Source organism: Mycolicibacterium hippocampi, from assembly GCF_010723735.1.
GTDB lineage: Bacteria > Actinomycetota > Actinomycetes > Mycobacteriales > Mycobacteriaceae > Mycobacterium > Mycobacterium hippocampi.
In genome coordinates this window covers 2,153,863-2,173,525 of sequence record NZ_BLLB01000002.1, presented here as the reverse complement: position 1 = coordinate 2,173,525, position 19,663 = coordinate 2,153,863, and the positions used below count along the sequence as shown (strand labels likewise).

Genomic DNA, 19,663 nt, shown 5'->3' with positions numbered 1-19,663 from the left:
CATGCTAGAGGATATTTTGCGGTGTCACAGCCCTGGGACGGAGGTTGTGTCCGGTATGTGACGTCTCTCGCCATAAAATTTCTGTAAGATGACCGTCGTGCGCGTCTTCACGTCGGCTGCGGTACGGATCCGCTGGAGCAGACCTTCCAGCGCCCGCGCAGACTCGACGTGGACCAGCAGGACATAACTTTCCTCCCCGGCCACCGAGTAACACGCCTCGATTTCGGGGATGTGTTCCAGCCGGGCGGGTGCATCATCGGGTTGTGAAGGATCAAGAGGGGTGATGGCGACGAACGCGGACAGCATGCTGCCGACGGCCTCCGGGTTGATCCGGGCCGTGTACCCGGCGACGACGCCGCGGGACTCCAGCCGGCGCACCCTCGACTGCACCGCCGACACCGAAAGACCTGCCGCGGCAGCCAGATGGGCCAGCGTCGCACGGCCGTCGGCCACCAGCTCACGGGCCAGCACCCGATCGATCTCGTCGAGTGGCGCAGGTTCGTCGAGACCGCTCATGGCCGCACTGTATCGGAACCTCCACCCCTACAAGCTCGATGAGGCCTGTTGATGACCACCACTGTGAAGTCCCCGCTACCCACCTCCGACGCGTTGCGATCCCGGGTCCGCGACGCGCTGGCTGCCGTCGGCTCGTCGGTCACGCTCGGCGACCCCGGCGCCGGCGGGCTGAACGCCAGCTCGCCGATCAACGGCGACGTGCTGTTCACGCTGCGCGCGTCGTCTCTCGAGGAGACCGACGCCGCGATCGCCGAAGCCGCGCAGGCGTTCACGACGTGGCGGCTGACGCCGGCGCCGGTGCGTGGCGCGCTGGTGGCCCGGCTCGGCGAACTGCTGGTCGAGCACAAGGCGGCGCTGGCCTCGCTGGTCACGATCGAGGCCGGCAAGATCACCTCCGAGGCCCTCGGCGAAGTGCAGGAGATGATCGACGTCTGCGAGTTCGCGGTGGGCCTGTCGCGGCAGCTGTACGGCAAGACCATCGCCTCCGAGCGGCCCGGGCACCGGCTGATGGAGACCTGGCACCCCCTCGGCGTCGTCGGCGTCATCACCGCGTTCAACTTCCCGGTCGCGGTGTGGGCGTGGAACACCGCGATCGCGCTGGTGTGCGGTGACACCGTGGTGTGGAAGCCTTCCGAGCTGACGCCGCTGACCGCGTCGGCGTGCCAGGCGCTGCTGCAGCGCGCGTGTGCCGATGTCGGTGCGCCGCCTGAGGTGAGCCGGCTGGTGTTGGGTGAGCGGGAGATCGGCGAACAGCTCGTCGACGACCCGCGGGTGGCGCTGGTGTCGGCGACCGGGTCGGTGCGGATGGGTCGTCAGGTCGGGCCGCGGGTGGCGGCGCGGTTCGGCCGGGCGCTGCTCGAGCTCGGCGGCAACAACGCGGCGATCGTGACCCCGGCGGCAGACCTCGATTTGGCAGTGCGGGGCATCGTGTTCTCGGCGGCCGGCACTGCCGGGCAGCGATGCACGACGCTGCGCCGGTTGATCGTGCATTCGTCGGTGGCCGACGAACTGGTGTCGAGGATCGTCGCGGCCTACCGGCAGCTGCCGGTCGGCGACCCGTTCACCGAAGGCACGCTGGTCGGGCCGCTGATCCACGAGAGGTCCTACCGGGACATGGTCGGCGCGCTGCAGCAGGCCGAGGCCGAAGGCGGTGAGGTGATCGGCGGTGAGCGTGTCGACGTCGGGGACGAGGGCGCGTTCTACGTCACCCCGGCGGTGGTCCGGATGCCCATGCAGTCTTCGGTCGTGCACACCGAGACGTTCGCGCCGATCCTCTACGTGCTGACCTACGAGACACTTGACGAAGCTGTTGAGATGAACAATGCGGTACCGCAGGGGCTTTCGTCGTCGATCTTCACGCTGGACATTCGCGAGGCGGAACGCTTCCTGGGCGCCGACGGATCGGACTGCGGGATCGCCAACGTCAACATCGGCACCTCGGGCGCGGAGATCGGCGGCGCGTTCGGCGGCGAGAAGGAGACCGGCGGTGGGCGCGAGTCCGGTTCGGACTCGTGGAAGGCCTACATGCGGCGGGCGACGAACACCGTGAACTACTCCTCCGAGCTCCCGCTGGCCCAGGGCGTCACGTTCGGCTGAGAAGCCGTTGCGCTTGTTCCGCGAGCGCGCGGGTCTGCACGCCGACACGCCGTCTCATGCGTACATTTTCCGCGTGCTCGCGGGCGACGAGGGCACACTCGGGGCATGGAACTGGACAGCAAAGTCGCGGTCGTCACCGGAGGCGGCTCCGGTATCGGGCAGGCGCTGGCGTCGGCGCTCGCGGGACACGGCGTTCGCGTCGTCATCGGCGACGTCGACGACGCCGGCGCCCGAGCAGCCGCCGCAGCTATCGGCTCCGCCGGCGGCACCACGGTGGCCCTGCAGGCCGACGCCGCGACGACCGAAGGCATCGACGCGTTGGCGACCCTGGCTGTGCGCGAGTTCGGGCCCGTCGACATCTACGTCGCCAACGCGGGCATCACCGGCGCCGGGGGCATCGGCACCGACTCCGACTGGGACCGCATCCTCGCTGTCAATCTCCGCGCCCACGTGCGGGCAGCGGAACTTCTGGTGCCTCAGTGGAAGTCACGCGGCTCCGGGTACTTCGTATCGATTGCGTCAGCGGCCGGGCTGTTGTCCCAGATCGGCGCCGCCGGTTATGCCGTCACCAAACACGCTGCCGTGGGCTTCGCCGAGTGGCTGGCGATCACCTACGGCGACGACGGCATCGGCGTCAGCTGCGTGTGCCCGCTGGGCGTGGACACCCCGCTGCTCGACGGAATCCGAGCGGAGACCGATCCCGGTGCCCGCGCCGGAGCGCAATCCATCCTGCAGTCCGGTGACGTGCTCGCGCCGTCGGATGTCGCGTCGCTGACCGTCGACGCGGTCAAAGACAACAAGTTCCTGGTGCTGCCCCATCCCCAGGTCCTGGAGATGTACCGGCACAAGGGCTCCGACTACGACCGCTGGATCGCCGGAATGCGCCGGTACCAGCGTGCGTTACGCGCGACCTGAGCGGCGACGAGCGGGGCTACTGCTGATCTGCGGGATTGAACTCGCGGAACGCCGAGAACGCCCGCGCGCCGTATACGGTGGCCGGGCCGCCGTGCATCATGATGCTCACCGCGATCGCCTCGGCGGCTTCGTCCTCGGTCGCGCCGGCCCGGGCCGCACCCCGAGCGTGTGAGGCGATGCAGCCGTCACAGCCCTGCACGATCCCGATCATCATCGCCATCAGCTCCTTGACGTGCGCGCTGAGCGCCCCGTCGGCCAACGCGGCCGCGCTGATGGCGTTGAACGCGCTGTAGACCTCAGGGATTTTCTGACGCAACGCTCGATGCTCCGGGCGCAGTTCGGACAGGACGTCGTGATAGTGCTGGTCGCCGCTCATCCTGTGAGTCTGACCCTGCGTCTTGGGTGGTGAAAGAGTCGAAAGTAACCATCACTGGGACACTGCGCGCGCCGTGGACGTCGACGAGCGCGCGCCGTTGTACGCCCGGTGCGGCGTGTCGGCGTGCAGACCCGCGCGCTCGCCACAACAGAGAGGGGCTAGCGGCGGCGCAGGGACAGGTGGAAGTCCTTGGGCATCACCGTCAACCGTTCGGTGATCTGCAGCTGATACTCCGGGTCTGCGATGAGCTCGTAGCGGCGCAGCAGCACCGCCAGCAGCAGCACGGCTTCGTGCAACGCGAACTGGCGCCCGATGCACGAACGCGGGCCGGTCCCGAACGGTTTGTACAAGCCTGCCGGACGGGCCCTGACCTTCTCGGGCGCGAACCGGTCCGGGTCGAACGCGTCGGGGTCGGGTCCCCAGCGCGGATCGCGATGCAGGGTCCCGACGAGAGCGAGCACCCAGTCGCCCTTGCGCATCGGGTGCACCCCGGCGAGCACGGTGTCCTCGCGCGCTGCCCGGTAATACCCGGGGACCGTGGGTTGCAGCCGCAATGCCTCGTCGAAAATTCTTCGCACGTAACGGAGCTTGGCGATCTGCTCGAAGTCCGGCCGATCGTCGTCACCCCACACCTCGGCGATCTCCGCACGCGCCTTCTGTACCGCTTCCGGATGCTGAGACAGGTAGTACAGCGCAAAAGACAGTGCCCCCGAGGTGGTTTCGTGCCCCGCAACCAAGAAATTGATCAGCTGGTAGCGGATGTTGGCGAGCTGCAGATCGGAAGCCAGCATCAGCTCGAGAAGATCGTCGTGGTGCCCGAGGCCGTCGCGCACCCGGTCGGCGATGATCTCGTCGGCGATCGCGTGCAACTTCGCGGCGTGATCACGCACCGGCCGCTCGGCCCGCTGCGCGACGAAACCGGGCAGGAACGTCTCCCGCAGCACACCCACGCGGTCGGAGCCCTTCAGGCCCGCCACCATGTGCTCGACGAACGGGTGCACCGCCTCGGACTCGAAGCACCCGAACGGATGCCCGGCCGCGCAGCGTCCGATCGTCTCCAGCGTCACCCGGGTGGCGTCGACGGACACGTCGACCGTCGCACCGCGGGTGGCCTTGTGGTCCCAGCGGGCAGTGAGCTCGTCGGCGACGTCGAACATGATGGAGTGGTAGCGCCGCATCGCCTGCTGACTGAACGCCGGCATCAGCACATCGTGGGCTTTCTGCCAGTTCGGTTCGTCGTTGTAGGCCGTGAACAGACCGTCGCCGCCGAGAATGCGCAACGCGTCGATGTCGGGGCCGACATGTTTGCAGAACCGGCTCTCGTCGTTGACCTCGAGAACGGCATCCGGACCCGCGGCCACGACGTAGCGCGCTCCCAGAAAACGGAACTCGAAGACGGGACCGAGCGCGGCGAGCGCCATCGTCGACTGCGACGGGCTGTCCGCGTCGAACGCCAGCACGTCACCGAGCAACGGCACCCGACGGCGAGGGTGCGGCAACGCGGGATAGGACCCCCGGTGGTCTACAGCGGTCATCTCCCCAGCCTCCGCGGCTGTTCTACATGTGTCAAGTAGGATGGACCCATGCCTGAATCCCGGCGCCGTCTCTCACCGGAGGATCGGCGCAACGAACTGCTGGCACTCGGCGCCGAGGTGTTCGGCCAACGCCCCTACGACGAGGTACGCATCGACGAGATCGCCGAGCGCGCCGGCGTCTCCCGCGCGTTGATGTACCACTACTTCCCCGACAAACGGGCCTTCTTCGCCGCGGTCGTGCGGGCCGAGGGCGAGCGACTGTTCCAGGCCACCAACACCCCGCCCGAGCCCGGTCTGACGCTTTTCGGGCAGGTCCGAGCGGGCGTGCTGGCCTATCTGCAGTACGACGAACAGCACCCACACGGTGCCTGGGCCGCGTACATGGGGATGGGCCGGTCGGACCCGGTGCTGCGCGGCATCGAGGACATCGACAACGACAGGCAGGCCAACCGCATCATCGATCGCATCACCGAGACCACCGGTGGCGCCTTGGATTCGAAGGTGGAGCGGGACCTGCGGGCCACCGTCTATGGCTGGCTGGCGTTCACGTTCGAACTGTGCAGGCAACGGCTGATCGACGCGTCGCTGGACGCGGACTTCATCGCCGACCTCTGCGCACACGGGCTTCTCGACGCGGTCGGACGCGTGCCGGGTCTACCGCCAGCGCTCGCGGACGCCGTCAGCCGGCGCTGATCAGCCGCAGCGGTTCCGGAAGTCGACGGCAGGCTGACGGATACCTGTCAGGTCGGCCTTCACCTGCGGGTTGGCGTCCATGTAGGTCTGCAGCGCCGCCCGCTTCTCTTCTGCAGGAACATCCTTGAGCGTGGTGAAGAAGTCGTTGACGGGCGGGTGGGTGAAGAGATACGCCGACGTCGCGGCGGTGATTCCCGACATGATGCCCGCCAGGTCTGCCGCGGTGCAGTTGGGCGGCGGCGGCTGAGCGATCACGGGTGCGCTGGTGCCCAGCAGCACCGCCCCGGAACCGACCGCAGCCAGCAGCATGCGTCGCGCGAAAGCTCTGTGGGACGTCATGGGTCGCTCCTCGATCCAGGTGGAGGCGTCATCCGCCGTCGATTCCGCCCCCTGGTCGATTGCCGGGCCTGCCCGGCAAACCGATACCCGGACCGGGATCGAGGTCCAGATCCCATTCCCACCCGTAGTAGTCGTTGCAGTTCCAGTCATATTCGCACGGATAGGGCACGTAAGGACCGGAACCGCTGGGACCATCACCGGTGTCCGCACCGCGGGACTCCCCCTGCGCGCAGATCGTCGTTCCGCCGGCGCTGGTGCAATCGGCCGCTGCGGTCGGTGCGACGGTCAGGCCGGCGACCGCGATGATCGGTGCGACGAGTAGGAAATGAACTCGCATCGCAGATCTCCCGCTCAGCCGTTCGGCGAAACCAGGGCGGGGCTCAGCCCTCGCCCTCGACCTCAGCCAGCGGACCGGGGCCGCCGCCACAACGGGCACGGAAGTCCTTCGCCGGCTGACGGATGCCGCTGAGGTCGGCCTTCACCTGCGGGTTGGCGTCCAGGTAACTGGCCAGCGCTTCGCGCTTCTGGTCGTTGGGCACCTTGCCGAGATTGGTGAAGAAGTCGTTCACCGGCGGGTGGGTGAATAGGTAGGCCGACGTGGATGCGGTGACGCCGGACATGATGCCCGCCAGATCAGCCGCAGTGCAGTTCGGCGGTGCCGGCTGCGCGCTCGCGGACACCGCGGTCCCGAACAGCACAGCACCGGAACCGACGGCCGCCAGCAACATCCGCCCCGCAAAAGTCCTGTGAGACACCATTACTTACTCCTTTGTCTGCTTGGTCGAATCAACGTTGGCGCTACCACCACGGTCTCGGATGGAGCTCAGAATAGGTCCCAGCTGCCGTAGCTGTCATTGCAGTAGTAGTCGTAGGCGTCGACGCATTCGTAAGGCAGAACGGGGCCGGTGTTACCCGGCTCCCCGAACGAACAGAACGTCTGGTTCCCGGTCGTGGTGCAGTCTGCTGCTGCAGTCGGCGCGGCGGCGAGGCCGGCGACGACCAGGAAGGGGGCGACGATCAAGTACCGTAACCGCATCACTGCACTCCCTACTGAGTTTGATCACGAACGCGGCCATACCAACCCGCAGGTGAGCGCGGCCTCACTGTGAGGATGCTAGCAATCTGATATCAAAATGGGATCGGTTACGAAGAACTGGGTGCAGGCTTGCCCCACGGACGTCCGGCCACGTAGCGCTATGCCAACGAGGTCCGCAGTGCGCCAAGACGTCCTGATGATTTGCCGAAGCATCCGGTTACTGAGGGTGGGACCAGAGTCACCAATGCCGACCACCAGATGGCCGACTCTCAAGGGCCGCAGTCGCTCCCATCTCCGGGACGGCGTGCAGGCTCGGTGCGGAAGTTCATCGGCTTCACCACAGCCAACGCGTTAGCGCCTGCACGACAGCTCCTTTCACGAAATCTCAATGAGTCTCCAGGCCGCGCAGTGAGCACCCTCGTTGCTACCTTCTGGCGCCAGGAATGAACCGATCGCGCGGGTCAGTGCCCGCGCGATCGGCCACCGATGAGCGTCATCAGGTTTGGGTGCGACGCTTTGCCGTCAGGCGTTCGGCACGGGGATTCGACTGCGCCCCGCGCCCGGTCCAACTCAGAAGAGCTCCCAAGCCTGGTACCCGTCATTGCAGTAGTAGTCGTAGTCGCCACAGTCATACGGCAGCACAGGGCTGGTACCGCCGGGCCCTCCGAACGAGCAGTACGACTCGTTCCCGAAGGTGGTGCAGTCGGCGGCGGCTGTCGGCGCGACGAAGAGGCCGGCAGCTGCTGCAATCGGTGCTGCAATCAGGTACTTCAAACGCATGTTCACTCCTCTCGGGCCTCTTTGCTCAGAACCGGGGTGCGGGCCCGTCGGTTCGTAGAGGCCCTCATTCCAGGCTAGAGAAGGGTCGTCGAACCGTCACCCGACAGCCGCGGATTTTCAGCCCTTATTTTGTTGCCACACAACATCTCCGATGTGGCTGGCCGCCTCCGAGTGATCAATTTCATGGATGTCCGACGTTTATCGCATCGTCAGGCTGCAGGATCCTGACCTTTCGTTGCTGTCAAGGCCGGTTGAGCACTCCCCGTTTGGCTGAGCAAACTAGCGGTCTGGCGGGCCGCGAGGGTGCGCTGTTGCACGCGACGCGCCGCGCACGGGCATGCAAACACGCGAGCTCGCGGGACAAGGTGTCGGTGCTTACGGGCACCATGGAGGGATGCCCACGAAGGCCGATCCGCTGTCCCGCTTCAGTCCGCTGACGCGGGAGTGGTTCACGGGCACGTTCGTCGAGCCCACCCCCGCGCAGGCGCAGGCCTGGAAAGCCATCGCCGACGGGGAGAACACGCTGGTCATCGCGCCCACGGGGTCGGGCAAGACGCTCGCGGCGTTCCTGTGGGCGATCGACGGCCTGGCCAGGAGCCCGCAGGCCGGCAAGGGCACCACGGTGCTCTACGTGTCCCCGCTCAAGGCGCTGGCCGTGGACGTGGAACGCAACCTGCGCACCCCGTTGACCGGGATCTCGCGCATCGCCGAGCGCACCGGGCAACCACCCCCGGCCATCAGCGTCGGCGTGCGTTCCGGCGACACCACCCCCAGCCGGCGCCGGGAACTGATCACCAAGCCGCCCGACATCCTGATCACCACCCCTGAGTCGCTGTTCCTGATGCTGACCTCGGCTGCCCGCGAAACGCTGGCGGGTGTGCAGACGGTGATCGTCGACGAGGTGCACGCCGTCGCGGCCACCAAGCGCGGCGCGCACCTGGCGCTGTCGCTGGAACGTCTCGACGAGCTGCTGGAGAAGCCCGCCCAACGTATCGGCCTGTCGGCGACCGTGCGCCCGCCCGAGGAGGTGGCGCGCTTCCTGTCCGGAACCGCACCCACCACCGTCGTCGCCCCACCGGCCGCCAAGACGTTCGACCTCACCGTGCAGGTCCCCGTCCCCGACATGGCCAATCTGGAGAACAACTCCATCTGGCCCGACGTCGAGGAACGCATCGTCGACCTGGTCGAGGCGCACAACAGCTCGATCGTGTTCACCAACTCCCGCCGGCTCGCCGAGCGGCTGACCGCACGCCTCAACGAGATTCACGCCGAACGCACCGGCACCGAGCTCGGCGGGCCCAACCCGGGCGTCGCCGGCGGCGCACCCGCCCACCTGATGGGCAGCGGGCAGACCTACGGCGCCGAGCCGGTACTGGCCCGGGCGCACCACGGATCGGTCAGCAAGGAAGCTCGCGCCGAGGTCGAGGAGGCGCTGAAGACCGGACGTCTCAAGGCCGTCGTCGCGACCTCCAGCCTGGAACTCGGAATCGACATGGGTTCAGTGGATCTGGTGATCCAGGTGGAGACGCCGCCGTCGGTGGCCAGTGGGTTGCAACGCGTCGGCCGGGCCGGTCACCAGGTCGGTGAGATCAGCCAGGGCGTGTTGTTCCCGAAGCACCGCACCGATCTGATCGGGTGCGCGGTGAGCGTGCAGCGGATGCTGGCCGGCCAGATCGAGACCATGCGGGTGCCCGCCAACCCGCTCGACGTGCTGGCTCAGCACACTGTCGCGGCGTGTGCGCTCGAACCCATCAGCGCCGACCGATGGTTCGACACCGTGCGCCGCAGTGCGCCGTTCGCGACGCTGCCGCGCAGCGCGTTCGAGGCGACGCTGGATCTGCTGTCCGGCAAATACCCGTCCACCGCGTTCGCCGAGCTGCGGCCCCGGATCGTCTACGACCGCGACTCGGGCAGCCTCACCTCCCGTCCCGGGGCGCAACGGCTGGCCGTCACCTCGGGCGGCGCGATTCCCGACCGCGGCCTGTTCACCGTGTACCTCGCCTCGAGCGCGGATTCCGAAAAGCCATCGCGGGTCGGTGAACTCGACGAGGAGATGGTCTACGAGTCGCGTCCCGGCGACGTCATATCGCTGGGTGCGACGAGCTGGCGGATCACCGAGATCACCCATGACCGGGTGCTCGTGATCCCCGCCCCTGGCGAGCCGGCCCGGCTTCCGTTCTGGCGCGGCGACGGCGTGGGCCGGCCGGCGGAGTTGGGTGCGGCGATCGGCGAGTTCACCGGCGAGCTGGCGCGGCTGGATCGCGACGCATTCGAACAGCGCTGCCACACAGTCGGCTTCGACGGGTTCGCGACCGACAACCTGTGGCAGCTGATCGACGAGCAGCGCAGTGCCACCTCCGCCGTCCCCTCGGACACCACGCTGATCGTGGAACGCTTCCGCGACGAACTGGGCGACTGGCGGGTGATCCTGCACTCCCCCTACGGTCTACGGGTGCACGGACCGCTGGCGCTGGCGGTCGGCAAACGGCTCTACGAGCGCTACGGCATCGACGAGAAACCCACAGCCTCCGACGACGGCATCATCGTCCGGTTGCCCGACACCGACGATACCGCCCCCGGCGCCGACATCTTCGTCTTCGACCCCGACGAGATCGAGCCGCTGGTCACCACCGAGGTCAGCGGTTCGGCGCTGTTCGCCTCGCGGTTTCGCGAGTGTGCCGCCCGGGCGCTGCTGTTGCCGCGCCGCAACCCCGGCAAGCGCTCCCCGCTGTGGCATCAGCGGCAACGGGCCGCACAACTGCTGGACGTGGCCCGCGGCTACCCCGACTTCCCGATCGTGCTCGAAGCCGTGCGCGAATGCCTGCAGGACGTCTACGACGTGCCCACCCTGGTCTCACTGATGGCGCGGGTGGCCCAGCGGCGGGTGCGGATCCTCGAGGTCGAGACGCAGACACCGTCGCCGTTCGCCGCGTCGCTGCTGTTCGGCTACGTCGGGGCGTTCATGTACGAGGGCGACAGTCCGCTGGCCGAACGTCGCGCCGCCGCCCTGGCGCTGGACCCCAAGCTGCTCGCCGAGCTGCTGGGCCGCGTCGAACTGCGGGAGCTGCTCGACGCCGACGTCGTCACCAACACCAACCGGCAGCTGCAACACCTGACCGACGAGCGCGCTGTCCGCGATGCCGAGGGCGTGGCGGACCTGTTGCGGTTGCTGGGGCCGCTGACGGCCGACGAGATCGCCCTGCGGTGCACCCAGGATGACGTCGGCGGCTGGCTGGAGGGGCTGCTGACGGCCAAGCGCGTGGTGACCGTGTCGTTCGCCGGGCAGAGCTGGTGGGCGGCGGTGGAGGACATCGGCCGGCTGCGTGACGGCGTCGGGGTCGCGGTGCCTGTGGGGGTGCCGATGGCGTTCCTCGAACCCGTCGTCGACCCGCTCGGGGAGCTGATGTCACGGTTTGCGCGCACCCGGGGACCGTTCACGACCGTCGAGGCGGCCACCCGGTTCGGCCTCGGGCTGCGGGTGGCCGGCGACGTGCTGGGCCGCCTCGCTGCCGACGGCAAGCTGATGCGCGGCGAGTTCATCGATGCACCAGCCGATTCCGGTGAGCAATGGTGCGACGCCGAGGTGTTGCGGATCCTGCGCCGGCGCTCGCTGGCCGCGTTGCGCGCCCAGATCGAACCGGTGAGCACCGCCGCGTTGGGCCGCTTCCTGCCGGCATGGCAGCTGATGGGAAGCGAAGCGGTGTCGGGGGTCGACGGACTGGCCGCGGTGATCGATCAGCTCGCCGGGGTGCCGGTGCCCGCTTCAGCGGTGGAGCCGTTGATCTTCGGTCAGCGGGTGCGCGACTACCAGCCCGGCATGCTCGACGAGTTGCTGGCCTCCGGTGAGGTGTTGTGGTCCGGTGTCGGTGCGCTGTCGTCGGCCGACGGGTGGGTGGCGTTCCACTCCGCCGACACTGCCCCGTTGTCCCTGGCCCCGCCGTCGGACACCGACCTCACCGATGTACACAGAGCGGTGCTGGACGCGTTGAGTGGCGGCGGCGCCTACTTCTTCCGGCAGATCACCGTCGACGGTGTCAGCGCTACAGCACTCAAAGAAGCGCTGTGGCAATTGATCTGGTCTGGCCATGTCGGGGGTGACACGTTCGCGCCGGTGCGGGCGCTGCTGGCCGGCGCCCGGGGCGCACGGCGGGCCGCTGCACCGTCACACCGTCATCGCCGGGCGCCGCGGCTGAGCCGCTACAGCATCAGCTCGGGCGCACACCGCGACTCCGACCCGACGGTCGCCGGTCGGTGGTCGGTGTTGCCGGCCGCCGAAACGGACACCACCGTGCGTGCGCATTTCCAGGCCGACCAACTGCTGGCCCGCCACGGCGTGCTCACCAAAGGGGCAGTGGCGACCGAGAACATCCCGGGTGGCTTCGCCTCGCTGTACAAGGTGCTCACTGCACTGGAAGAAACCGGGCGGTGTCAGCGAGGTTATTTCGTCGAATCCCTCGGCGGCGCCCAGTTCGCCACGGCCAGCACCGTCGACCGTCTGCGCACCCATGCCGACAGCATCGACGACCGCCAAGGCGCCCTGCGCGCCGTCGCACTGGCCGCGACCGACCCGGCCAACCCGTTCGGCGCCGCCCTGTCGTGGCCGGCGCGCGGCGACACCGACACAGCCCACCGGCCCGGCCGCAAGGCCGGCGCGTTGGTGGTGCTCGTCGACGGTGAGCTTGCCTGGTTCATCGAGCGCGGCGGCCGGTCGCTGCTGAGTTTCACCACCGACCCCGACACTCACCATGTCGCCGCGGTCGCGCTGGCCGAACTGGTCACCCGGCAACGGGTTCCGGCATTGCTGGTCGAGCGGGTGGACGGCGTTGCGGTCCTGGAGGACCGCGACTCGGCGGTGGCGGTGGCCCTGACCGAGGCCGGGTTCGCCCGGACACCACGCGGGCTGCGGCTGCGCTGATGCCTGAAGGCGACACCGTCTTCCGCGCGGCCGCGAAGTTGCGGGAGGCATTGGCGGGCAAGGAGTTGACCGGCTGCGACGTCCGCGTCCCCCGCTACGCCGCGGTGGACCTGTCCGGGCAGGTCGTCGACGAAGTGATCAGCCGGGGCAAGCATCTGTTCATCCGCGTGGGGTCGGCGAGCATCCACTCACACCTGAAGATGGACGGCGCGTGGATCATCGGTCGAGTCCGGGCTCCGGCGTACAAGATCCGGATCGTGTTGCAGACAGCCGACTCCCGCGCATCCGGCGTCGACCTCGGCGTACTGGAGGTCCTGGACCGCGCCACCGACATGGACGTCGTCGCGCACCTGGGCCCGGATCTGCTCGGGGAGGACTGGTCGGCCTCGGTGGCGGCCGCGAACCTGATGGCCGCCCCGTCGCGTCCGCTGGCCGAGACGCTGCTGGACCAGCGGGTGATGGCGGGGGTGGGCAACGTTTTCGCCAACGAATTGTGTTTCGTCTTCGGGCTGCTGCCCGGCACGGCGGTCGCGCAGGTCTCCGACCCGCTGCGGCTCGCCAACCGGGCGCAACAGATGTTGTGGGCCAACCGGATGCGGGTGAACCGCACGACCACCGGCAACACCCGTCCCGGCCAGGACGTGTGGGTGTACGGCCGGGCGGGACTACCCTGCCGGCGGTGCGGCACGCCGATCGAGACCGACCGCGGCGGTGAGCGGGTCACCTACTGGTGCCCCACCTGCCAGCGCTGACCCCCGCCGGAACGGTATTCCAGCAGGGCAATCGCGAGTTATCCCCAGCCTGAATGCAATCTCGGCGAGCAGCGCCGTGATCTGTCAGACGGGGTGACCAGTCTTCGGTCATGGGAAACATCATCATCGGCACGGAAGCCGTCACCAACGGCGTCGTCACCCGGCATCAACTGCGACGCTGGTACCGGCGCATCTATCCGAACGTCCACGCACCGCGCAACCACGAGCTCACCCTGCACGACCGGATTGTGGGCGCCTGGCTGTGGTCCAAGCGCACCGGCATCATCACCGGCCTGGCTGCCGCGGCGTTGCACGGGTCACGCTGGATCGACGACACCGTCGACATCGAGCTGATCCACAACTGCACTCGGCCACCCCGGGGCATCATCACCCGCAACGAGCACATCGGGTCAGACGAATGGGAGACGCTCGACGGACTGCCGGTCGCCACTCCGGCGCGGACCGCGTTCGACCTCGGCAGGTTCCAACGCCGCGACCACGCCATCGCCCAGCTCGACGCCCTGATGCGGGTGCGTCCGTACTCGATGGAGGACCCGATCATGCTGGCGAAGCGCTACCGCGGTCACCACGGAGTCGCGCGGCTGAAGGCGGCCCTGCCGCTCGTCGACGGCGGCGCCATGTCCCCGATGGAGACGTTCTGGCGGTTGCTGGTCATCGACTGCGGGTTCCCGGCACCCGCCACCCAGATTCCTGTCGTCGACGAGGACGGCCGGCCCGTTCGCGTCCTCGACTTCGGCTGGGAGGACTTCAAGGTCGCGATCGAGTACGACGGCGAGCAGCACCAGACAAACCGCGCGGAGTACCTGAAAGACCGACGTGTCCTGCCCGTGCTCGCGCGTCTCGGCTGGAACGTTGTCGGCATCGTCAAAGAGGACGATCCCGTCGACGTCATCCACAGGTTGCACGACGCGATGACCGCGCGCGGGTGGCGTGGCCGCATCGAGATCCCGTCGTACGCCTACAGCCGTTGGCGCGCCCAGATTGCTTCTGCGGAGCCGGAGTTCGAGTAGCCGCCTGCTGGAATACCGTTCCGGCGGGAACTAGACGGTGCAGTCGACGCCCGCGACGTCGGTGGCGATCACGCAGGCCGACGGGTTCGACAGCTTCCAGTCACCATCCTGGTTCACCCAGTAGATGTTGTGGGTCTTGGTGCCGAAGATCGGGATCGTGACCGCAATCTGCGCGTCCAGTCGGTCGCCGTTGAGCACCGGGTTCTGCACCTGCCAGTTGACCATGCCGCCGTAGGTGTTCAACCGGTTGGCGATGTTGTCGGCGGTGGGTACCGCCGCCTCGCCGCCCGCCAGCAGCGCGGCCCGCTCGGATGCCGGCGCGCCGGTGTTCAGCACCTGCTGCAGGTCGGAGGTCAACTCCCCGGCGCCGGGTACCGCCGGTTGCGCCAGCGCGACCCCCGCTCCGCTGAGAGCACCTGCCGCCAAGACCGTCATCGCCGCGAACGCAGCACGCATCAACACATTCCTTCCGAACGTTGCCCGACCCACGCAGACTTCACCACGCCTGCGCCGACCCCACAAGGCCTACGTCCAGACCAGCGCCGGAACGGTATTCCAGGCGCAAATCGTCGAGTGACGACCGCGTGGAATACCGTTCCGGCGAAGGAGGCGGGGAACTAGAACGGCAGGGCGAACTTGACGATCTTGCGCACCACCGTGCCGAACTGATGCGGCAGGGAGCCGGTGTTGTACGGCACGCCGTAGCGCTCGCAGATCTCCTGAACCTTGGGCGCGATCTCCGCGTGCCGGAAGGCCGGGATGTCCGGGAACAGGTGATGCTCGATCTGGAACGACAGGTTGCCGCTCAAGATGTGGAACAGCTTGCCACCGGTGAGGTTTGCCGACCCGAGGATCTGGCGGAAGTACCACTGCCCACGCGTCTCGGCCTTGGTCTCCTCGATCGAGAACTCCTGGACGTCCTCGGGGAAGTGCCCGCAGAAGATGATCATGTACGACCACACGTTGCGCATCAGGTTGGCGGTCAGGTTGCCCGTGAACACCCACGGCGCGAACGGCCCCGCCAGCAACGGGAACGCCACATAGTCTTTCAGCGTCTGCTTCTTGGTCTTGGCCCAGATGCCGGAGAGGATCTCGCGCTTGTCGGTCAGCGTGATCTCCCCGGAGGCGATCTTCTCGCTCTCCATCTCGTGCAGCGCCACCCCGTACTGGAACAGCACCATCAGCAGGAACGCATACACCGGATTGCCCAGGTAGTACGGCCGCCACTTCTGATCCGAGCTCATCCGCAGGATGCCGTAGCCGATGTCGCGGTCCAGGCCGACGATGTTGGTGTAGGTGTGGTGCATGTAGTTGTGCGAGTGGCGCCACTGGTCGGCCGGGCACGCGGTGTCCCACTCGAAGTTCTTGCTGGAGATGGCCGGATCGCCCATCCAGTCGTACTGGCCGTGCATGACGTTGTGGCCGATCTCCATGTTGTCGATGATCTTGCTCAGGCCCAGCATCGCGGTGCCGGCCAACCAGAACGGCGGGAAGATGCCGCCGAACAGCAGCGCGCGCCCACCGACCTCGAGCCCACGCTGGGCTTTGATCATGTTGCGGATGTAGGTGGCGTCGCGCTCACCGAGGTCGGCGATGACGCTCTCCTTGAGCGCGTCGAGCTCGCGGCCGAATTCGTCGGCCTGCTCGGGCGTCAGGGTGATCTTCTGTCCGCCGACCATCTTCTCGAGTGTCTTGGCCTGCGGGGTGGTCGGGGTGGTCGGGGTTTCCAGGGTGTCGGTCATGTTTGTCACCTCTCGGTATCGCCGAGACTGCATCCAGAGCGGGGATTACTTGGAAAACCGCTGCTGGAATACCGTTCCGGCGGGGGGTTTACAGGGCGATGTCGACGTCGCCGACGGGGGCGGACACGCAGATCTGCACGTCCTCTTCCTCGGTGCTCGACACCGCACCGGTGATCACGTTGCGCACTGCACCGTTGGTCTTGCGTCGGGTGCAGGAAAAGCAGATGCCCATCCGGCAGCCGCTCTCCGGTGTCAGACCAGCCGTCTCGGCCTGGTCCAGCAGTGGCCGGCCGTCGTCGGTGATCTCGACGCCGCTGTCGGCGAACATCACTCGGCCACCGGATGATTCGCCCGAGAACACCGGCGGAACGAAGCTCTCCGCCGCCGCATCCGGGTAGATCAACCGGACCGCGTCGGCGAGCTCGGGCGGCCCGCAGACGAACACGTGGTCCGCGGTCACCGACTCGACATGCTCGGCGGCGAAGCGCCCGTGCAGGTCCGAACCTTCCGGAGAGCGGCTGTAGCCGTGCAGCACGGTGACGTTCGGCATCGCACGCGCGATCTCGGCCAGCTCGTCGCGGTAGCACGCCTCCTCGGCGGACCGGGCGTAGTGGATGAAGGTGACGTCACCGGTGTAGCGCTGCGCACGCAGCGTGCGCAGCATCGACATCACCGGGGTGATCCCGCTGCCGCCGGAGACGAACAGGATGCGTCCCAACGGGCTGACGGGCAGCGTGAAGTCACCGCCGACGGAATCTAGGCCGACCACCATCCCCGTCCGAGCGTGCTCGAACAGGAAGGGTGACACCAGGCCGCCGTCGTGGTGACCGATCGTCAGCTCGATGTAGCGGTCGTTCTCGGCGTTGGCCGGCGAGTACGGCCGGGTGCGACGACGACCGTCGATCTCGACGGACAGGTTGATGTGCTGGCCGGCGCGGAATCCGGCGAACGCACGGTTGGGTTCCAGCGTCAGCGTGACGCTGCGGGGGGTGCTGCGTCGCACCCCGACGATGCGGGCGCGGGCGTCGCCGCGCGTCCAGGTGGGGTCGACCAGCTCGGTGAAGCGGTCGACACCGTGCGGACCGGTGAGCAGGTCCAGCAGCGCAGACCCTCGCCGTCGCTTGGTCAACGTTTCAGTGAACATATGTACACCGTGCGCCTCATCGGGCCAGTACGTCAAGAGGTATCGCCAGGCTGTGGTACCTTTCACACAGTGAACGACCGTACGCCCAGCTCACGCTCAAGCCATTCGAGCAGGCGTTCGAGGGACTCCCGCAGCAACGCCAAGGAGAGCCTGTCGCGCGACCAGCGCAAAGAAGCCACCAGGCGGGCGATCGTCGCCGCCGCCCTGCACCTGCTCGACGAGCGCAGCTTCGGCGCGCTGAGCCTGCGCGAGGTCACCCGGGAGGCCGGGATCGTGCCGGCTGCGTTCTACCGGCACTTCGAGTCGATGGAAGCGCTCGGGCTGGTGTTGATCGACGAATCGTTCCGCGCCCTGCGCGACATGCTGCGGGGGGCCCGTGCCGGCAAGCTTGACCCCAACCGCGTCATCGAGTCCTCGGTCGACATCCTCATCGACGGGGTGCAGGAGCGCCGGGAGCACTGGCGCTTCATCGGGCGCGAGCGCAACACCGGGGTCGCGGTACTGCGGTATGCGATTCGCACCGAGATCCGGCTCATCACTTCCGAACTGGCGATCGACCTGGCCCGCTTCCCGGGCCTGAACACCTGGAGCAGTGAAGATCTCAACATCCTGGCCAGCGTGTTCGTCAACTCGATGATCGTGATCGCCGAGTCCCTGGAGGACACCAACGACCCGGCGACCATCCAGGAGATCAGGCGCGTCGCCATCAAACAACTGCGGATGATCACGGTGGGCGTGGCGGGCTGGCGCAGCAGTTAACGTGACGCCATGGCGTCCACCCTCGAAGTCACCCATCCCAGGCCGGAGATCGCGGTCCTGACCCTCAACCGGCCGGACAAACTCAACGCACTGTCCTATGAGCTGGTCGAAGAGCTGCACGCGGCCCTCGACGCCATCGCCGTCGACAACTCCTGCCGGGTGGTGGTGCTGACCGGGGCCGGTCGCGGCTTCTGCTCGGGACTCGACCTGTCCGCACCGAGCCCCGCCGCGGCCGGCGGCGGCACCGAGTTCCCCCGGTCGGGGATGCGCTGGCAGGAACGCATCGCCGACCTCACCGCGAAGATCCACCGGCTGCGTCAGCCGGTGATCGCGGCGGTCAACGGCGTGGCCTACGGTGGCGGCTTCGGCATCGCGCTGGCCTGCGACATCCGGATCGCGTCGCCGTCGGCGCGGTTCTGCACCCAGTTCATCAAGCTCGGACTCGGCGGTTGTGACATTGGGGTCAGCTACACCCTGCCGCGCGTCGTCGGAGCGGGCCCTGCGTTCGACCTGATCCTGACGGCGCGCGCGGTCGACGCCGACGAGGCGCTGCGGTTGGGCCTGGTATCGCGGATCGCCTCATCGGCCACCGATGAGGCGATGTCGATCGCTGAGACTCTGTGCGGCTACGGAAAATTCGGCGTGGAGTCGACCAAGCAGGTGCTGTGGGCCAACCTGGAGGCTTCGAGCCTGGAAGCTGCCCTGCACCTGGAGAACCGCAGCCAGATCCTGTCCTCGACGAGCGGCGAGATGCGCGAGGCCGCCGCAGCGGTGCTGCGCAAGAAGTAGCCGCCGGAACGGTATTCCGGGCGGGAAATCGCGAGAACGGGCCTGCTGGAATACCGTTCCGGCGGAGAAAGGGGACAGCGATGCGAAGCCACGGTTGGTCCGGGAATCCTCCTGCGTCGGACGAGGAGGCGATTGCGCGCATCCTCGGCTCGGCCGAGCGGATCGTCGCCGAACGCGGATCCTCGATGCGCATCGCCGACGTGGCACGCGACCTCGGCGTCACCCGCCAGACGGTATACCGCTACTTCCCCAGCACCGAGGCCCTGCTGGTCGCCTGCGCGATGCAGCAGGCCGACGGGTTCCTGGGACGGCTGGAACGACGGGTCCGCGGCGAGACCGACCCGGTCACCGCGATGGTCGAGGGCATGGCGTTCACCATCGAGTCGCTGGCCGACGACCCGCAGATCGGTTTCCTGCTCAGCCAACGCGGCGCGCATTCGGTCGGCGGCTCCTTCACCTCCGACACCGCGTACACCTTCGGCCGTTCGCTGCTGCACCGCCTCGACGTCGACTGGATGGCCCACGGTTACGACGAGCCCGCCCTCAACGAGCTGAACGAATTCTCGCTGCGTGTGCTCAACTCGTTCCTCCTCGACGCCGGCAACCCCAAGCGCACCGGCGTCGAACTGCGCGAATTCCTGTCCCGGTGGGTCGGACCCGCCATCGTCTACCCGCAGCAGGCGCCGCTCCTGAGCCCGCTGATCGGACTCGACTAACACCGTCCGTCCCGTCCGGTGGCCTTGAC

General features: G+C 67.8%; 20 protein-coding genes. 9 read left to right on the top strand and 11 right to left on the bottom strand.

Going from position 1 to position 19,663, the window contains the following annotated elements; all coding sequences use genetic code 11:
• Nucleotides 1-24 precede the first annotated feature (24 nt).
• Nucleotides 25-516: an Lrp/AsnC family transcriptional regulator gene (locus G6N53_RS11595; protein WP_163888596.1), complete on the bottom strand. Its 492-nt coding sequence runs from the start codon at nucleotides 514-516 to the stop codon at nucleotides 25-27.
• A 51-nt stretch (nucleotides 517-567) separates the two neighbouring features.
• Between G6N53_RS11595 and amaB the strand changes: the two genes are divergently transcribed.
• Both amaB and G6N53_RS11585 read left to right on the top strand, forming a co-directional pair.
• Nucleotides 568-2,112, top strand: a complete 1,545-nt coding sequence (gene amaB, locus G6N53_RS11590; protein ID WP_163888595.1) for an L-piperidine-6-carboxylate dehydrogenase — start codon at nucleotides 568-570, stop codon at nucleotides 2,110-2,112.
• A gap of 105 nt (nucleotides 2,113-2,217) precedes the next feature.
• Complete coding sequence (locus tag G6N53_RS11585; RefSeq protein WP_163888594.1) at nucleotides 2,218-3,027, top strand: SDR family oxidoreductase; 810 nt, start codon at nucleotides 2,218-2,220, stop codon at nucleotides 3,025-3,027.
• A 16-nt stretch (nucleotides 3,028-3,043) separates the two neighbouring features.
• On the opposite strand, the gene G6N53_RS11580 is transcribed toward G6N53_RS11585, so the two are convergent.
• Together G6N53_RS11580 and G6N53_RS11575 are read right to left on the bottom strand one after the other, a co-directional pair.
• On the bottom strand, nucleotides 3,044-3,403 hold the full coding sequence (locus G6N53_RS11580; RefSeq protein WP_163888593.1) for a carboxymuconolactone decarboxylase family protein: 360 nt from the start codon (nucleotides 3,401-3,403) through the stop codon (nucleotides 3,044-3,046).
• Nucleotides 3,404-3,561: 158 nt separating this feature from the next.
• Nucleotides 3,562-4,938, bottom strand: a complete 1,377-nt coding sequence (locus tag G6N53_RS11575; protein WP_163888592.1) for a cytochrome P450 — start codon at nucleotides 4,936-4,938, stop codon at nucleotides 3,562-3,564.
• 48 nt (nucleotides 4,939-4,986) lie between these two features.
• Between G6N53_RS11575 and G6N53_RS11570 the strand changes: the two genes are divergently transcribed.
• Nucleotides 4,987-5,631: a TetR/AcrR family transcriptional regulator gene (locus tag G6N53_RS11570; protein ID WP_163888591.1), complete on the top strand. Its 645-nt coding sequence runs from the start codon at nucleotides 4,987-4,989 to the stop codon at nucleotides 5,629-5,631.
• Here the strand turns inward: G6N53_RS11570 and G6N53_RS11565 are convergent, their stop codons facing one another.
• The 5 genes from G6N53_RS11565 to G6N53_RS11545 all read right to left on the bottom strand — a co-directional run bounded on the left by G6N53_RS11565 (nucleotide 5,632) and on the right by G6N53_RS11545 (nucleotide 7,786).
• Complete coding sequence (locus G6N53_RS11565; protein ID WP_163888590.1) at nucleotides 5,632-5,970, bottom strand: heme-binding protein; 339 nt, start codon at nucleotides 5,968-5,970, stop codon at nucleotides 5,632-5,634.
• A gap of 28 nt (nucleotides 5,971-5,998) precedes the next feature.
• Nucleotides 5,999-6,307 carry a hypothetical protein gene (locus G6N53_RS11560; RefSeq protein WP_163888589.1) on the bottom strand — a complete coding sequence of 103 codons (309 nt, stop codon included), beginning with the start codon at nucleotides 6,305-6,307 and terminating at the stop codon, nucleotides 5,999-6,001.
• 43 nt (nucleotides 6,308-6,350) lie between these two features.
• The gene (locus G6N53_RS11555) at nucleotides 6,351-6,728 is read right to left on the bottom strand and encodes a heme-binding protein (protein WP_163888588.1); all 378 of its coding nucleotides are present in this window, start codon (nucleotides 6,726-6,728) and stop codon (nucleotides 6,351-6,353) included.
• A 65-nt stretch (nucleotides 6,729-6,793) separates the two neighbouring features.
• Complete coding sequence (locus G6N53_RS11550; protein ID WP_163888587.1) at nucleotides 6,794-7,006, bottom strand: hypothetical protein; 213 nt, start codon at nucleotides 7,004-7,006, stop codon at nucleotides 6,794-6,796.
• A gap of 570 nt (nucleotides 7,007-7,576) precedes the next feature.
• Nucleotides 7,577-7,786: a hypothetical protein gene (locus G6N53_RS11545; protein ID WP_163888586.1), complete on the bottom strand. Its 210-nt coding sequence runs from the start codon at nucleotides 7,784-7,786 to the stop codon at nucleotides 7,577-7,579.
• A 394-nt stretch (nucleotides 7,787-8,180) separates the two neighbouring features.
• Between G6N53_RS11545 and G6N53_RS11540 the strand changes: the two genes are divergently transcribed.
• From G6N53_RS11540 to G6N53_RS11530, 3 genes are all read left to right on the top strand, one after another.
• Nucleotides 8,181-12,701, top strand: coding sequence for an ATP-dependent helicase (locus tag G6N53_RS11540; RefSeq protein WP_163888585.1), 4,521 nt, complete (start codon nucleotides 8,181-8,183; stop codon nucleotides 12,699-12,701).
• Nucleotides 12,701-13,453, top strand: a complete 753-nt coding sequence (nei2, locus tag G6N53_RS11535) for an endonuclease VIII Nei2 (RefSeq protein ID WP_163888584.1) — start codon at nucleotides 12,701-12,703, stop codon at nucleotides 13,451-13,453. The genes G6N53_RS11540 and nei2 overlap by 1 nt, the downstream gene beginning before the upstream one ends.
• Nucleotides 13,454-13,563: 110 nt before the next feature.
• Nucleotides 13,564-14,484: a type IV toxin-antitoxin system AbiEi family antitoxin gene (locus tag G6N53_RS11530; RefSeq protein ID WP_163888583.1), complete on the top strand. Its 921-nt coding sequence runs from the start codon at nucleotides 13,564-13,566 to the stop codon at nucleotides 14,482-14,484.
• 30 nt (nucleotides 14,485-14,514) lie between these two features.
• On the opposite strand, the gene G6N53_RS11525 is transcribed toward G6N53_RS11530, so the two are convergent.
• From G6N53_RS11525 to G6N53_RS11515, 3 genes are all read right to left on the bottom strand, one after another.
• Entirely contained in the window at nucleotides 14,515-14,940 is a 426-nt protein-coding gene (locus G6N53_RS11525) for an MTB12 C-terminal domain-containing protein (protein WP_163888582.1), read from the bottom strand.
• Between the two features lie 161 nt (nucleotides 14,941-15,101).
• Complete coding sequence (locus G6N53_RS11520; protein ID WP_163888581.1) at nucleotides 15,102-16,226, bottom strand: fatty acid desaturase family protein; 1,125 nt, start codon at nucleotides 16,224-16,226, stop codon at nucleotides 15,102-15,104.
• An 88-nt stretch (nucleotides 16,227-16,314) separates the two neighbouring features.
• The gene (locus tag G6N53_RS11515) at nucleotides 16,315-17,370 is read right to left on the bottom strand and encodes a ferredoxin reductase (protein WP_163888580.1); all 1,056 of its coding nucleotides are present in this window, start codon (nucleotides 17,368-17,370) and stop codon (nucleotides 16,315-16,317) included.
• A gap of 69 nt (nucleotides 17,371-17,439) precedes the next feature.
• Between G6N53_RS11515 and G6N53_RS11510 the strand changes: the two genes are divergently transcribed.
• The 3 genes from G6N53_RS11510 (at nucleotide 17,440) to G6N53_RS11500 (ending at nucleotide 19,634) form a co-directional block, all read left to right on the top strand.
• Nucleotides 17,440-18,129: a TetR family transcriptional regulator gene (locus G6N53_RS11510; protein WP_163888579.1), complete on the top strand. Its 690-nt coding sequence runs from the start codon at nucleotides 17,440-17,442 to the stop codon at nucleotides 18,127-18,129.
• Nucleotides 18,130-18,138: 9 nt separating this feature from the next.
• Nucleotides 18,139-18,918 (top strand): enoyl-CoA hydratase/isomerase family protein, encoded by a 780-nt coding sequence (locus tag G6N53_RS11505; protein WP_163888578.1) that lies wholly within the window; start codon nucleotides 18,139-18,141, stop codon nucleotides 18,916-18,918.
• 80 nt (nucleotides 18,919-18,998) lie between these two features.
• Nucleotides 18,999-19,634 carry a TetR/AcrR family transcriptional regulator gene (locus tag G6N53_RS11500; protein ID WP_163888577.1) on the top strand — a complete coding sequence of 212 codons (636 nt, stop codon included), beginning with the start codon at nucleotides 18,999-19,001 and terminating at the stop codon, nucleotides 19,632-19,634.
• Nucleotides 19,635-19,663 lie beyond the last annotated feature (29 nt).